We start from the raw sequence: 13,553 nt of genomic DNA on the forward strand, positions 1-13,553 counted from the left end.
TGCGGTCGACGCGCCTTCGGCGCGGAACTGGACACCTCACAGCTATCGGGCCGGTCGCCTTGGCATAGTTGCCTACGCCGAATTCCGCACGAGACCCATCCGTGCGATCAATGCCGAACGCAGGTACCACAATCCATTGGCTCTGGCCGGATCGAAGCCGGTGAGCTCACCGATCCGGCGCAGCCGGTAGTCGACGGTATTCGGGTGCACGCCAAGGTGTTCGGCTGAGCGCAGCCTGCTGAGATCGGTGTCGATGTAGATCCGCAGAGTCTCGCGCAGTTCGGGGTGCGCGTCCAGTGGCGTGAGATGGTTGCCGAGTAGCTCACGGGCGATCCCGGGGCGGCTCAGTTGGTGTACCAGCGCGAGTTCGGCGAACCGGTGCACACCGGGCTCGAGTCCCATCCGTTGTGCGGTATCTAGGAGTTCGTGGGCCTGCCGGGCCGCGCCCGGCACCTCGTCGGGCCGTGCGGTGACCACGGTGGCCGTGATCGGTACGCGTGCCGCGTCCGCCAACGCCCGCACCAGCCCGTCGAGTTCGGCATCGGTCCGCGCGGTGCTCGGCACGAGCACCGTGCCCCCGTCGACGGAGAGCAGCGACAGCGCCTCGCCGCCGAGCTGCGTCGCGAGCGCGGATTGCAGACGGCGCAGTTTGCGCCGGGCGACGACCTGCCGATCGAGCCCGGGGCGGCTTTCGTCGGGATGCGGGGGCAGCGCGATGGCGAGGACGAAATACTCTGCGGCGAACAGCAATTCCCGCGCGGCGGGCTGGCCGCCGAGCAACGCCGAGGTCAAGTTGTGTGTCGCGGTTTGATGTTCGGCCACATCGGCCTTGTACTCCCGGACGTAAGCCTTGCTCACCGCGGCGGTGACCAGCTTCGACAGCTCGACCACCCGGCCGATGCCCGTGACGACGCCGAGCGTGTCCGCGGGCCGGGGATAGGCCATCAGGTCGAGGCCGACCTTGAACCCCTCGTTGACGGCGTGCAGCACCGTATCGATCGGGATTCCGGCGCCGGCGCAGCCTGCCGCCGCGGCCTCGAGGCCCGCGGTGGGGGCATCGACCGGCTCGCCGTTCAACCGCTGGATCAGCCAGTCGAGGCAGATGCGCACCACGACCCGCACCTCGCCGTGCAGCGCGCCGCCGGACAACGGCCTGGCCGCCGCGACGTGGTCGATGGCGGTGCGGGTCAGCGCGTCGATCTCGCGCGCCGACAGGGCAATCTGTCGCCCGAGCACACCGAGCTCGGGTCGATCGAGACTTTCGATCGTCACCGGTGGCCTCCTTGTCTCCGTACACCGCAGCGACTGCGGCGTCGGCGGCAAGTACCTGAGCCGCTGCCGCGCCGAGAACGTCGCTGTTACCGGTTTATTGCTATCGGAAGTAACGGTAAACCGAGTAAGCGCTCACCTTCTACTCCTCTTTGCCCAACCGCCAACGGCCGCGTTCGCAGCCGGTTACCAGGCAAATCAGGGGATCAGCGCAAGGTTCGGGTAGTGACTCGCGCGGTAGTACATAGCGAGGTGCTCACTTTTTGACGGCCGCGAGTTCGGCGTCGACCCATGCCGCCATCATCCGTGCCGTCATCCGGAGCGACTCCGCGCGCTGCCTGCTGTCCATCTCCAGCGCCGAGGCACGCAGCACCGCCGCGAAGCCGGTGTTGATCAGCACGAAGGTCATCACGTCGTACTCGTGATCGTCGCCGGGACCGAGCAATTGGATCACCAGCACCTTCACCAGCAGCCGCAGCCGCGGTTCGAACTCGGGGATACCGCTGTTGTAGAACTGCACCCCGGCAACCAGCGCACGCACCAGCAGCGCGTTTTCCACCAGCTCGTCGGCGATGACCTCGAGGATCCCGGTGATCACCTCCTCGCTCGGCTTCTCCCCGAGGCCGAATACCCGCTGGGAGAACCGGCGCTCGATGTTCTCGAGCAAGCGCCGGAGCAGTTCTTCGACCATGACCGAGCGGTCGGTGAAATATCGGTAGACGGTGCCGATGCTCACCCCGGCCGCCGTCGCGATCCGGTTCGTCGAGGTGTCGGCGATGCCGCGTTCGCCGAACAGCTTCGCGGCGGTGTCCAGGATGTGTTCGCGGGTCGCCTTGGCCCGTTCCTGGGTCGGACGACGGCGCTCACCCGCGGCTTTCGGCGGCATCGGGTCCTCCTGCCTGTTGGTGCTCAAAAATGAGCTTTACTCACTTCAGTCCGAATGTCGAGTGTGCAAGAGTGGTGCCACCGCGTCATTGGCCAATGGAGGTGCGACAGTGGGCGATCGAGTACCCAGGGGTCGCCTGGCGCGCGGCAGCAAGATCGGCCGTCTGGCCGCGGGGCAGGCAGTGCGCGGGGTCGGCACTCGGCTGTCGATGATCGGGCGCACCGAGCAGGCCAGGCAGCGACTGTCCGAGCGGTCGACTTTGCAAGCGGCACAACAACTTGTCACCGTGCTCGGCGGACTCAAGGGCGCGGCGATGAAGCTGGGCCAGATGCTGTCGGTGCTCGACGTCGACCTGCTGCCGGAGCAACACCGGGAGATGTTCCGGGTCAAACTCGCCGAACTGCGCGACCAGGCGCCGATCGTCGCCTTCCCGGCCATGCGCGCGGTGCTGGAGGACGACCTCGGGCCGATGGCACGCGTCTTCGCCGACTTCGACGAGACCGCGATCGCCGCGGCCTCGATCGGCCAGGTGTATCGGGCCAGGCTGCACGACGGGCGCGCGGTCGCGGTCAAGGTGAAGTACCCGGGGGTGGACGACGCCGTCGAGGCGGATATGCGGAACCTGGCGTTGTTCAGCAGGCTGTGGAAGTCCATGCTGCCGAGCGCCGCCGACGCGGACGTGCTCGACGAGATCGCGCGCAATATCGGCAGCGAACTCGACTACGTGCGCGAGGCGCACACGCAGCATCGCGTTGCCGCGCGCTATCGCGGCCATCCGTTCGTCACGGTGCCGGACAGCGTCGAAGAGCTGTGCGGGCCACACGTCCTGGTCACCGAGTTCCTCGAAGGCCAACCGTATCAACAGATTCGGGGGTTGCCGAGCGCGGATCGCAATCGGATCGGCGAGCTGATCTATCGCTTCTACATCAGTTCCCTGTTCACCGACTTCGAATTCTGCGGTGACCCGCATCCCGGCAACATCATGCTCGCCGACGACGGAAGGCTCGGTTTCGTGGATTTCGGGCTGTACCACAGCATGGACCCGGTACATGTCGAACTCGAACGGGCCTGCCTGCAAGCCGCGAGCGAGTACCGCGCCGACGATCTGTACGAGATGTGGGTCCGGCACGAGATCATGGATCCCGATTCCGGCGTCGACGCGGCGGAGTGCCTGGAATACGTGTGGGCCGCGGCAGGCTGGCACCTGGGCGACGAGGAGATCACCATCACGCCCGAATTGGCCACCGGCGCACTGATTCTCGCCATCGATCCGCGCACTGCCGAATTCCGCGGCATGCGCAAGCAGCGACTGCCCGCCGAGCACGTGTTCTCCCGCCGGGCCGACCTGTTCACCTTCGCCGCACTCGGCCAGCTGGAAACCACCAACAACTGGCACCGGATCGCCAGGGAGTGGCTCTACCGTGAACCGCCTGCCACCGAGGTCGGGCGGGAGGTGGCGCGCTGGCGGGCCGGTGCGTGAAATCCGTTGCGCCTCAGTCTCCGAGCGCGGTACGAAACAGCGGCCAGGAGTTGTGCAGGTCCTGCTGCCAGTATCCCCAGGAATGGGTACCGGCGCTCCGTTCGCTGAAGCTCGCGGGAATGTTCAACTCCCGCAATCGTTCTCGCAGCTGTGCGGTGCAGGCCGCGGTGATGGCGTCCAACGCTCCCCCGACGGTCAGCTGATCGAGAAGTTTCAGCGGATTCGCGTTGATGCCCGGTCCGTCGAGAGTGTCGAGCGGCCCGGCCTGCCCGGTGCCGGTGGAGACGTAGATGGTGGTGCCGCGCAACCGGTCGGCGTGCAGATAGGGGTCGTTGGCCGCCCACGCAGGGTCGGTGGGCGGGCCCCACAGGTTCAGCGGATTGCCGCGCTGGCCGAGCACCATGGCGTCGACCATCGCCTGTCCGGCCGGGTCGCTGGTGCGCGCGCAGCCGCTGTAAGAGCCGATCGCGAGATAGCGCCGCGGTGCGGCGAGGGCGAGACGGAATACCGCGGAGCTCGCCATCGACGGTCCCGCAATGGCATTCGCGCCGGTGCCGCGAAAGGCGGAGTCGATGATCGTGGGGAGTTCGGCGGTGAGAAAGGTGGACCACCGTTGCCTGCCGAGCACCGGATCGTCGTCTCGCCAGTCGGCGAAGAGGGTGCCGCCACCGCCGACCGGCATCACCACGGTGACCTGCTGATCGGCGAAGAAGCGCGCGGCGTCGGTCTTGGTGAACCAGTTGTCGCCGGTGCGCCAGTCGCCGGTGTCGGTGCCGCCGTTGATCCCGTTGAGGAGGTACAGGGTCGGTGCGGGTCGCGAATCATTCGCCGCCGGAAGCACTTCGACCGATATTGTCCGCCCCATGGCCGCCGAGTACACGGTCAGATCGAGGACTCTGCCTGGTCCTTGCTCCGTGCTGACCAGCCGCGAGCCATCCGGCGACACAAGCGTCACGGCGTCCGAGTCGGCGAAGGCGACCCCGCCGGAGCACGCCAGCACCGCCGCACCGATCACCGCGGCCACCCGGGCACTCGTCTGTCTGTCCCCGACGCCCACCTACACCTCCGAGCATGACCTGGGTTTCGGCCGACCGTAGGCCGCGACGATCACAAACGCTCGGAATCCGTTGCGAATTGGTCGGACTCACATCCAGGTCAGCCGGTAACTGGACAGCACACAATGTCGAGGTAAATGGTCAGCATCTCGGCCATCGCACCCCATACTGGGGTCGATAGCAGGTTGCCGGTTCGCTGACGCATCGGCCGCACGGGTGACCCGCGGATCGAGGGGCACCCGCCGGCCCCGAGCTGTTCGAACCGGCCGACGAGAAGTGCGTGAGTTGGTTACCGATGTCATCGATGTGAGTGCGGACTTCCCGGTCGCCCGTAAAGCGCTGTGGGATCTGCTTCTCGAACCGCAAACCTACCCGCGGTTGTTCGCCGGAATCGGCGGCTGTGAGCTCGTGGAGGCCGGGCCGGACAGCCGCATCGCACATGTGCGCATCGGCACCGCCGCATCCGGCATTCGCACCCACCAGCTGCGGCTCACCGTGCAGCGCTGGTACGAGAGCGTGGAATTACAGTGCCCAGGGACCGGCAGTTTCGTGTCGGTGCGGCTGCGGGGTGACGAGGAGCGCACGAGGGTCGTTGTCACCGTGTTCGCGCCCGGCCGGTTGCATCCGGCGATCGCCGAGCAGTCCAACTCGGCAGTGGTGTCGTGGGTGAACCGAGGCCTGCGGCGGGCGGTCGACGTTATCCGTGGCGCGCGAACCTCGACGGTGGTCAATGCCGAGAATTCGCCGCTGCGTCGGCAGGTCAGCGTGGCCAAACAGATGGTCACCGTCGGTGTCGGGCGGACCGCGAACGTCGCGACCGGCGTCAAACAGGCGCGCTCCCTTGCTAAATGGGGATTCAACCTGGCCGGTGGTTATGCGGCGGCGGCCGCGTACGCACCGGATCGGATCGCCGTCATCGACGACTCCGGCACCCGCACCTTCGCCGAGATGCACACTCGGACAAGCGCGCTGGCCGGCGCGCTGGCCGGGCTCGACCTCGGCTTCGGCGACACGGTGGGATTACTCTCCCGCAACCACGCCGGGATGATCGAATGCATGGTCGCCGCAGGGAAACTCGGCGTCGATGTGGCGCTGTTGAACGTGGGGCTGTCCGGTCGGCAGATCGAGGACATCGTGCAGCGGCACCGGCTTGCCGCGCTGTTCGTCGACGGCGACCTCGAGCAGCTGGTCCACTACCTGCACGCCGACCTGCCGCGCTTCACCACCGACGGCCGCCCGCCGGTGCCGCATCGGGTCACCATCGATGACCTGATCGTGAAGGGAGAGCTCGACTTTCGGCGTCCGAACCGACCGGGCAGGCTGATCGTGCTGACCTCCGGCACCAGCGGCACACCGAAGGGCGCGCGCCGACCGCAACCCAAGGGCTTCGGCACCATCGCCGCGCTGCTCTCCCGGATTCCGCTGCCGATGGAGCAGGCGATGCTCATCCCGGCCCCGCTGTTCCATACCTGGGGGCTGGCCGGTCTGCAGATCAGCACGCCGCTGCGCGCGACCGTGGTGCTGCCCGAGCGTTTCGACGCCGAGGAGTGCCTGCGGCTCGTCGCCGAGCATCGGGTGGCCAGCATGATCGTCGTGCCGACCATGGTGAACCGCATCCTCGATCTGCCCGCCGCGGTGCGCGCTCGCTACGACACGTCGAGCCTGCGCGCGGTGGTCAGCTGCGGTGCGCCGCTGACGGGGGCGACGGTGCTGCGCTTCCTGGATACCTACGGCGAGATCCTCTACAACGTCTACGGTTCCACCGAGGTCTCCTGGGCCACCATCGCCACGCCCGACGACCTGCGGACCGCGCCGACCACCGCGGGCAGGCCGCCGCTCGGCACCAGAATCGCCGTGCTCGGGCCGGACCAGCGCCCGGTGCCGGTCGGCGTCACCGGGCACATTTTCGTCGGCAACCACATGCTGTTCGATGGATATGTGAGCTCGGCACCGCCCGCGGAGGCCGACGGGATGCTCGACACCGGCGACCTCGGCTATCTCGACGTCGCGGGGCGGCTGTTCATCGCGGGGCGGGACGACGAGATGATCATTTCCGGGGGTGAGAACGTCTTTCCGCGGCCGGTGGAAGAGGCGCTCGCGCACCTGCCGCAGGTCAGCGAGGTCGCCGTGGTCGGTGTGCCGGATCAGGAATTCGGCCAGCGGCTTGCCGCGTTCGTGGTGAAACGCGAAGGGGCAGGCCTGGATTCGGACATGATCCGGTCCTACATCCGTCATCGGTTGAGTCGCTTCTCGGTGCCGCGCGACGTCACCTTCCTGGCTTCGCTGCCGCGTGGCGAAACCGGCAAGATCATCAAGCAGCTGCTCATCGGACCGACACCTGGCGAAACGATGCCGTCGGCGCTCGGTGGCGCTCATTTGATCACCTGAGCTGCTTCGCCGGGTCGGGCAGTGCGAGTGTCGGGACCGCCATGGCGATGGCGCAGATCGCGATGGCGAGAAACATGACGATGCTGCCGCCCAGGGTGTGCGCGCGAAAGAACACCACGCTCAACAGGGCCAGGCCGACCGCATTGCCGATCTGCTCGATGGTGGGCAACTGGCCCGAGGCCTCGGCCATCTGCCGCTCCCGCAGACCCGCCAGCATCAGCGGTTGCAGTTGCACGCCGAACAGGCCGACCCCGAGGCCTGCGAGGAACACCGGCCCAAGGGCGAGTGCGAGATTCACCTGCCCGTTCGTCAGGTGCAGATACACCGCACCCACCGCCACCAATCCCCCATACAGTGCGATGCCGAACGCGAGTACTTTTACCCCCCAACGCTTTATCAGGAACAACGAGGCGATCGCGCCCGCACCCGCGCCGAGTGCGAACGGTGTCATCGCCACGCCGGTGCGCAGCGGGGAGAAATGCAGCTCGTCCTGCAGCGTGATCGACACGGTGAAGACGAACGCGGTGAAGAGGCCGAAGAAGCTCGCCACCAGTCCGGCACCTAAGGCGAATCCACGATTGGCGAACAGATCCAGGCGAACCAGCGGGCTGCCACCGCGCCTGCCCAGTCTGCGCTCGTAACCGATGAACACCGCCCCCACTGCGAGCGCCGCGGCGATCACACCGAAAGGCGCTGGCCGCCAGCCGTTCTGCTGGATATCCGCGAGCGCGGCGAGCAGCGCGAACAGGCTCACGGTGGACAGCGCTACGCCGCCGAGATCAAGGCCGTCGCGTTCCGGCGGCTTGCCGAGGCGCAGGTATCGGAAACCGAGGACGAACGCGAGGATGCCGATCGGCAGGTTCATCAGGAACACCGAATGCCAACCGAGACCGGCGATATCGGCCGTGACGAGCCCCCCGCCGACGATCGGGCCGAGCATGCCCGCGAAGCCCGCGGTCGCTCCGTACAGCGCGAACACCAGCTGATGGCGGCTCGGCGGAAAACTCGCGATGAGGATGGCGATGGTCTGCGCCGCCATTCCCGCGCCAGCGGCCCCCTGGAAGATCCGGGCGATCACGAGTTCCGTTGCACTGGTCGATATTCCACACCACACCGACATCGCGGTGAACGCGACCACCGAGACCAGGAACACGACGCGGCGGCCGAAGATCGCGCCGATTCTCGCCGCGGTGAGCAGCGTGCACGCGAACGCCAGCGAGTAACCGGACACCACCAGCAGCTGCTGGGACGACGAAGCCGTCAGGTCCGCAGTGAGATTCGGCAATGCGGTGTTCACGATGGTCACGTCGATCATCTGCATGAATACCGCGATGAGGCAGCCGGTGAACGCGAGCCACGCACCGAACCCGCCCCGCATCGATGCACCGGGCAGGCGGGTACCGATCTCCGTCATCTGAAAGCTCCCAACTTATCTACCGGCTCCGCCACATTCACCGATTCAGCGCCTCGCTGAAGATCGGCCAGGAGTTGTGCAGGTCCTGCTGCCAGTACCCCCACGAATGGGTGCCGGTGTCGCGCAGGTCGACTGTCGCGGGAATGTTCAAGTCCCGTAAGCGGTCCCGCAGCTGCCGCGTGCAGACGCTCGCGATGGCCTCCAGCGGCGCGCCGAACAGCAGCTGATAGGCCAGCTGCGGTAGATCGCCGTGCACTCCGTCGACGGTGTCGAACTGTCCGGGCCTGCCATTGCCGCTGGCAACGTATATCGCGGTGCCGCGCAGCTTTTCGGCGTGCAGATAGGGATCGTTGGCGGCCCATGCCGGGTCGCTCGGCGGGCCCCACATGTTCACCGGGTTGCCCTGCTGACTGACGACCACGGCGTTGACGACCGCCTGGCCGCGCGCGTCACTGGTGCGCACGCAGCCGCTGTACGAGCCGATCGCGCGGTACACCCCGGGCGCGGACAACGCCAGTTGGAAGACCGCGGTTCCCGCCATCGAGATCCCCGCGATCGCATTGGCGCCGGTCGTTTTCAGTGTGGCGTCGATGATCGGGGGCAACTCGCGGGTGAGGAAGGTCGCCCAGCGTTGCTTGCCGAGGGCGGGATCGTCGGCGCGCCAATCGGTGAAGTAGCTGCCCTCACCGCCGAACGGAATGACGATGTTGACCTGCTTGTCGGCGAAGAACTCGGCGACATCGGTGGCGTCGGCCCAGTTGCGGTCGATGCCGCCGTCCGCGCCGTTGAGCAGATACAACGTAGGCGCGGGAGTCGAATCATCCGGTGCGCGAATCACTTTCACCACCACAGGTCGGCCCATCAGCGCGGAATAGACGGTCATGTCGATGCCCGCCCTGCCTTCGGCGAAGGTGAGCACGTGTGAGCCGTCCGGCGCGGGTGCCGGCTCCGCTCGCGCGGTCCCCGTCAGCATCGTGGCGACCACAACCGCGATCGTGAATCGCGCGGCCGTCGCCACACCACGGGTAATGCGATCGCCCACGCGGCACCTCCGGCCCCTTCGTGACTCCTGCGATGTGGGCAGACGCTAACCCTCGGCCGCCACCCCGAACCACCCATCCCGCATTCCTTGGGACAGCTGACCGCTCGAACTCGTCGCGCCTGGTGCCTGTCACAACCGGCTCAAGAGCGTCGGCGATAGAATTCGGGCTCGATCCAACCGAAGGGGCGACACGTGGCAACGAATCAACCACAGCCGAATTCGTCTGCGGATCACCCTTGGCGGGACAACGGGGTGCGCGTCATCAAGTCGGATCAACTCGACTCGAACACCGCCCAGACGCCGGGGATGAACCGCGCGGCCGCGATCAACGCGGCGCGAGTCGGTGCCCAGAAGATCTGGGCGGGAACCGTCACAATCCACCCGAACGCCAAGACCGGCGCGCACCATCACGGCGAGCTGGAAAGCGTGATCTACGTCCTGCGCGGCCGCGCGCGCATGCGCTGGGGCGAGCGACTCGAGTTCGTCGCCGAAGCGGAACCCGGCGATTTCATCTTCGTCCCGCCCTACGTCCCACACCAGGAAATCAATGCCAGCACGGACGAACCCCTCGAATGCGTGCTGGTGCGCAGCGATAGCGAGGCAGTCGTCGTCAACCTCGACATCGAACCGGTGGAGAAACCCGACACCGTGCACTGGATCGACCCGATCCATCGAGCGCCAGGAACTCCCTGATCATTAGCGGTTCACTCCGCTAGCAGGATCTGCACGAGCGCCTCGGGTGCGTCGGCCACCACGTCGTGTCCGATCGGCAAAGTGTGCACATGCCAGTCCGGGTCGCGGCAAAGTCGTTGGTAGACATCGGTGAACGGGGTGCCGGACCAGCCATCCAGGTAGATGTAGTCCTTGCGCTGGGCCTGGGGTGGGGTGTCGAGCTGGATCTGCTGCAAGAACGACGCGAGCGGGTGTGGGGTCGTTCGGGTTTCCGGGCCCGGCGGCGGCAGCACGCTGTGGCCGTCGACTCGGGCGCCCTGGATGAACAGCTCGCGGAAGCCCGACGTGGTGAGGTCGAAGCAGGACTCGCCGTCGGCGGGGACGTAAGCGTCGCAGTAGACCAGCCGCCGGATGCGGTCAGGTAGGCGGGACGCGGCACCGGCGATGACCATGCCCGCGTAGCTATGCCCGACCAGCACCGCATCGTGGATCTCCTCGGCCTCGACCAGGCTCACCACATCCTCGATGTGGGTATCGAGATTGGTCGCCGCCGTGCGCAAGTGGGCCCGATCGCCCAGGCCAGTGAGTGTCACCGGAAAGGCCGAATGGCCTTGGCTCCGTAGAGATTCGGCGATCGGCTGGAAGTACCACCCGCCGCGCCATCCGCCGGGAACCAGAATGAAGGTCGTCATGGCAGACACTCTAATAGAGACACTCTAATCGAGGCAACACTATTAGTGCGAAGGCTCGCTAGGATGATGACGTGCTGACCTTGAGCGTGCTGGGATTCCTGGCCGAAGAGCCACTCCATGCCTACGAGCTCCGCGCCCGAATCTCCGGCCTGTCCGGCCACGTCCGCCCGGTCAGCGACGGCGCCCTCTACCCCGCGCTCAACCGGCTAAGGGAAGCCGGGCTCCTGAACCGACAGGAAGAACCCGGCCGCGGCGCCACCCCACGCCAAATCCTCTCTCTCACCCCCGCGGGCCAAGCCGAGTTACTCCGCAGACTCCGCGAGCCGGCCGACGTCGAAATCACCGACCGCAACTCATTTTTGGTCCTGCTCGCCTTCCTCGGCCGCCTACCCGACCCAGCCGACCAAGCCCGCGTCCTACGCCGCCGCCTCGCCTTCATGGACGGCCCCGCCAGCTACTTCTACGCCGACGGCAAACCCCTGCGCGCCGCCGACATGACCGACCGCTTCCGCAAAGGCATGCTCACCCTCGCCGCGGCAACCAGCCGCGCCGACCGCGCCTGGCTGGCGGCCACCATCGCCGACCTCGAGCAGGAGCAGTAAGCGATCGCACAGCAGCGCTGGCGAGCGAGAATGCGTTAGTGACGGTGGGCAGCAAAACGGGTGGTGGGGGCTGGAATTCAGCCACCACCACCCGTATTGGGCGATCAGTTGGTCGGGTTGTTCGGGGACTGCTTGTAGGGGGCGCCGGCGGCCAGCGCGGCGGTGGTGAAGGACTTCTTCATTTGGGGCCAGAGGGTGCTGTCGACGCAGGAGTAGCGGGGCATGAAGCCGCCGCAGGTGCCGCCGTTCGGGCCGATTTCGATGGTGAAGCTGGCCAGGCCGAGTGCGCCGTGGGCCTGGTCGTCGGTGGTGCCCCAGGTGGAGTAGCCGACGGTTTCCTCATCGGTGCCGACGGTGAATCCCTTCGGTACGACATTGGTGATCAAGGTGCGCAACTGTTCCCGGTTCTTCGGGGTCGCGGCCGTCGGAATGATTCCGTATTGGCCGTAGGAATGCAGGTCGATCACAACACCTTTCGCGGTGTCCGGGACGTCGGCGCTGCCCGCGGGGCGCTGGTTGGTGAACAGGCTCGAGTACAGCTTCTGGATGTTCTGGGTTTCCGGTTCGGAGGCAGCGCGCGGACCCTGGAAGGTTTGGGAGCACTGGTTTCTGGAGTCGCCGCCCCACCGGACGGTGAAGTTGCGGTTCAGGTCGATGCCCGGGCCGTTGCCGGAGCCGTCGACGACGGAGCAGGACGAGGGGGTCCCGCTGTTGTCGACGTTCTTGCGCTGCATCTTGGGGCGGTTTCCGCCGCTGGCCACCACGTCGACGCCGTCGGGGTTGGTCACCGGGACGACCCAGACCTCGGTGGTGTCCAGGATCTTGGTCGCGGTGGCGTCGGTGCCGTAACCGTTGGCGAGGTAATCGATCCATTTCCAGGCTACTTCGCCGGTGGCAAGTTCGCGGGCGTGGATCTGCGCGGTCAGCAGGAAGCGCGGCTTGGTCGAGGTGGGCGACAGCGCGCAACCGCTGGGCGCGAGTGTCGTTTTCGCCGCTACCTTCTCCTGATCGGTCGCCTGCTTAGCGAGTCCGGTCAAGCAGATGACATCCATCGTGTGGCCGCCGCTGCCCCGGCCAGCCAGCCAGGTTTTGCCGATATCGTGCGCCTGGGCGATGCCGGGAAACTTGTTGGCCACATCCTTGGCATGGGTGATCATGTCCGCCGAAGTGTGGTAGCCGCCGTAGTAAGTCGGGCCGAGGGATCGCTGCTCCGAGGGTAACGACTTATAAACCGGTTCCCCCTTCTGCAGCGTCAGGCCCTTAGCCCGCAGCACTTGGGCACCCGACTCGTCGACCGCGATGGTCACCTTGCCGTCACCCGCGGGAACCATTTCGATCCCGGCACTGGTGATGATGTCGCGCTGCGCCTGCGACGGCACCGGAACGTTCCAGTAGTAGGGCGTGTCATCGGCGGCGTTCGCCATCATCGGACAGAAAACAAGCGTCGAAAAACCACCGACAGCCACTGCGGAAATGGTTGCAAGGATATTGCGGAAACTGCTCATGGGCTTACCTGTCTCTCGCGCCACTTTCAGAGACCGCATTTGACGGCGTGGCGCCGTTGTTCGCGGATGAATTTCCGATGGTCGGAGATTAAGCCGCCGTGTCGGCTCAGTGAAACCCCAGTCGGCGAGTGGGGAAAAGCGCGAGCCGGTCCGAACGATCGTCCGGCGCGTGCGCGTAGACACCGCGGCCCGCCGCGCGTCACCACGGCCCGCCGCGCTCAGTCGGGGCGGCCGGTGACGTCATCATCGAGCCGCGCCGAGCGTCCGTACAGCCCGTGCGCCACCAGCACCCACCTGGGCGATGACCCGCTCCGCAAAGACAACTAACAAGAATTGCAAACCAGACTTAAAAGTTCTGGAATTGCGCCGGATTCACGCCGGCCTGAAGGTTTGTTTTCAACAGTTAAGACCGGACTTACACATTGTGCCGATTAACCGTTTCCGACGTACAGTCGACCGTGCCGATCCGCAAGCGCGAACCTCGCTCTTCATGAAACTCGACTGATAGCCCGCCGGCATCAGCCGCTATTCAGGTTCGGCATAAATCT

The 13,553-nt window shown here is 66.4% G+C and carries 11 protein-coding genes; 4 read left to right on the forward strand and 7 right to left on the reverse strand.

Going from position 1 to position 13,553, the window contains the following annotated elements; all coding sequences use genetic code 11:
* Positions 1-72: 72 nt before the first annotated feature.
* Positions 73-1,272 (reverse strand): PucR family transcriptional regulator, encoded by a 1,200-nt coding sequence (locus ACIA8C_RS08550; protein ID WP_397132379.1) that lies wholly within the window; start codon positions 1,270-1,272, stop codon positions 73-75.
* Positions 1,273-1,525: 253 nt separating this feature from the next.
* Positions 1,526-2,155, reverse strand: coding sequence for a TetR/AcrR family transcriptional regulator (locus tag ACIA8C_RS08555; protein WP_397132381.1), 630 nt, complete (start codon positions 2,153-2,155; stop codon positions 1,526-1,528).
* 109 nt (positions 2,156-2,264) lie between these two features.
* Here ACIA8C_RS08555 and ACIA8C_RS08560 point away from each other — a divergent pair, with 109 nt between their 5' ends.
* Entirely contained in the window at positions 2,265-3,635 is a 1,371-nt protein-coding gene (locus tag ACIA8C_RS08560) for an ABC1 kinase family protein (protein WP_397132383.1), read from the forward strand.
* Positions 3,636-3,648: 13 nt separating this feature from the next.
* On the opposite strand, the gene ACIA8C_RS08565 is transcribed toward ACIA8C_RS08560, so the two are convergent.
* Positions 3,649-4,692 (reverse strand): alpha/beta hydrolase, encoded by a 1,044-nt coding sequence (locus ACIA8C_RS08565; RefSeq protein ID WP_397132385.1) that lies wholly within the window; start codon positions 4,690-4,692, stop codon positions 3,649-3,651.
* Between the two features lie 283 nt (positions 4,693-4,975).
* Here ACIA8C_RS08565 and ACIA8C_RS08570 point away from each other — a divergent pair, with 283 nt between their 5' ends.
* Positions 4,976-7,078: an AMP-binding protein gene (locus ACIA8C_RS08570; RefSeq protein WP_397132823.1), complete on the forward strand. Its 2,103-nt coding sequence runs from the start codon at positions 4,976-4,978 to the stop codon at positions 7,076-7,078.
* On the opposite strand, the gene ACIA8C_RS08575 is transcribed toward ACIA8C_RS08570, so the two are convergent.
* Both ACIA8C_RS08575 and ACIA8C_RS08580 read right to left on the reverse strand, forming a co-directional pair.
* Positions 7,071-8,492: an MFS transporter gene (locus ACIA8C_RS08575; RefSeq protein WP_397132387.1), complete on the reverse strand. Its 1,422-nt coding sequence runs from the start codon at positions 8,490-8,492 to the stop codon at positions 7,071-7,073. The genes ACIA8C_RS08570 and ACIA8C_RS08575 overlap by 8 nt on opposite strands.
* Positions 8,493-8,529: 37 nt before the next feature.
* Positions 8,530-9,534: an alpha/beta hydrolase gene (locus ACIA8C_RS08580; protein ID WP_397132389.1), complete on the reverse strand. Its 1,005-nt coding sequence runs from the start codon at positions 9,532-9,534 to the stop codon at positions 8,530-8,532.
* Between the two features lie 192 nt (positions 9,535-9,726).
* Between ACIA8C_RS08580 and ACIA8C_RS08585 the strand changes: the two genes are divergently transcribed.
* A complete protein-coding gene (locus ACIA8C_RS08585; RefSeq protein WP_397132391.1) occupies positions 9,727-10,227 on the forward strand; it encodes a cupin domain-containing protein in 501 nt (166 codons plus the stop codon).
* A gap of 11 nt (positions 10,228-10,238) precedes the next feature.
* Here the strand turns inward: ACIA8C_RS08585 and ACIA8C_RS08590 are convergent, their stop codons facing one another.
* Positions 10,239-10,898 carry an alpha/beta fold hydrolase gene (locus ACIA8C_RS08590; protein ID WP_397132392.1) on the reverse strand — a complete coding sequence of 220 codons (660 nt, stop codon included), beginning with the start codon at positions 10,896-10,898 and terminating at the stop codon, positions 10,239-10,241.
* 71 nt (positions 10,899-10,969) lie between these two features.
* Between ACIA8C_RS08590 and ACIA8C_RS08595 the strand changes: the two genes are divergently transcribed.
* Positions 10,970-11,500, forward strand: a complete 531-nt coding sequence (locus tag ACIA8C_RS08595) for a PadR family transcriptional regulator (RefSeq protein ID WP_397132393.1) — start codon at positions 10,970-10,972, stop codon at positions 11,498-11,500.
* A 104-nt stretch (positions 11,501-11,604) separates the two neighbouring features.
* Here the strand turns inward: ACIA8C_RS08595 and ACIA8C_RS08600 are convergent, their stop codons facing one another.
* Positions 11,605-12,927 (reverse strand): M14 family zinc carboxypeptidase, encoded by a 1,323-nt coding sequence (locus ACIA8C_RS08600; protein ID WP_397132394.1) that lies wholly within the window; start codon positions 12,925-12,927, stop codon positions 11,605-11,607.
* Positions 12,928-13,553 lie beyond the last annotated feature (626 nt).

Source organism: Nocardia sp. NPDC051321, assembly GCF_044455225.1.
Lineage (GTDB): Bacteria > Actinomycetota > Actinomycetes > Mycobacteriales > Mycobacteriaceae > Nocardia.

Excerpts from the sequence above, each read along its gene's own strand:
- ACIA8C_RS08575 (WP_397132387.1), bottom strand. The coding sequence starts at position 8,492 with ATGACGGAGATCGGTACCCGCCTGCCCGGTGCATCGATGCGGGGCGGG.
- ACIA8C_RS08590 (WP_397132392.1), bottom strand. The coding sequence starts at position 10,898 with ATGACGACCTTCATTCTGGTTCCCGGCGGATGGCGCGGCGGGTGGTAC.
- ACIA8C_RS08555 (WP_397132381.1), bottom strand. The coding sequence starts at position 2,155 with ATGCCGCCGAAAGCCGCGGGTGAGCGCCGTCGTCCGACCCAGGAACGG.
- ACIA8C_RS08600 (WP_397132394.1), bottom strand. The coding sequence starts at position 12,927 with ATGATGGCGAACGCCGCCGATGACACGCCCTACTACTGGAACGTTCCG.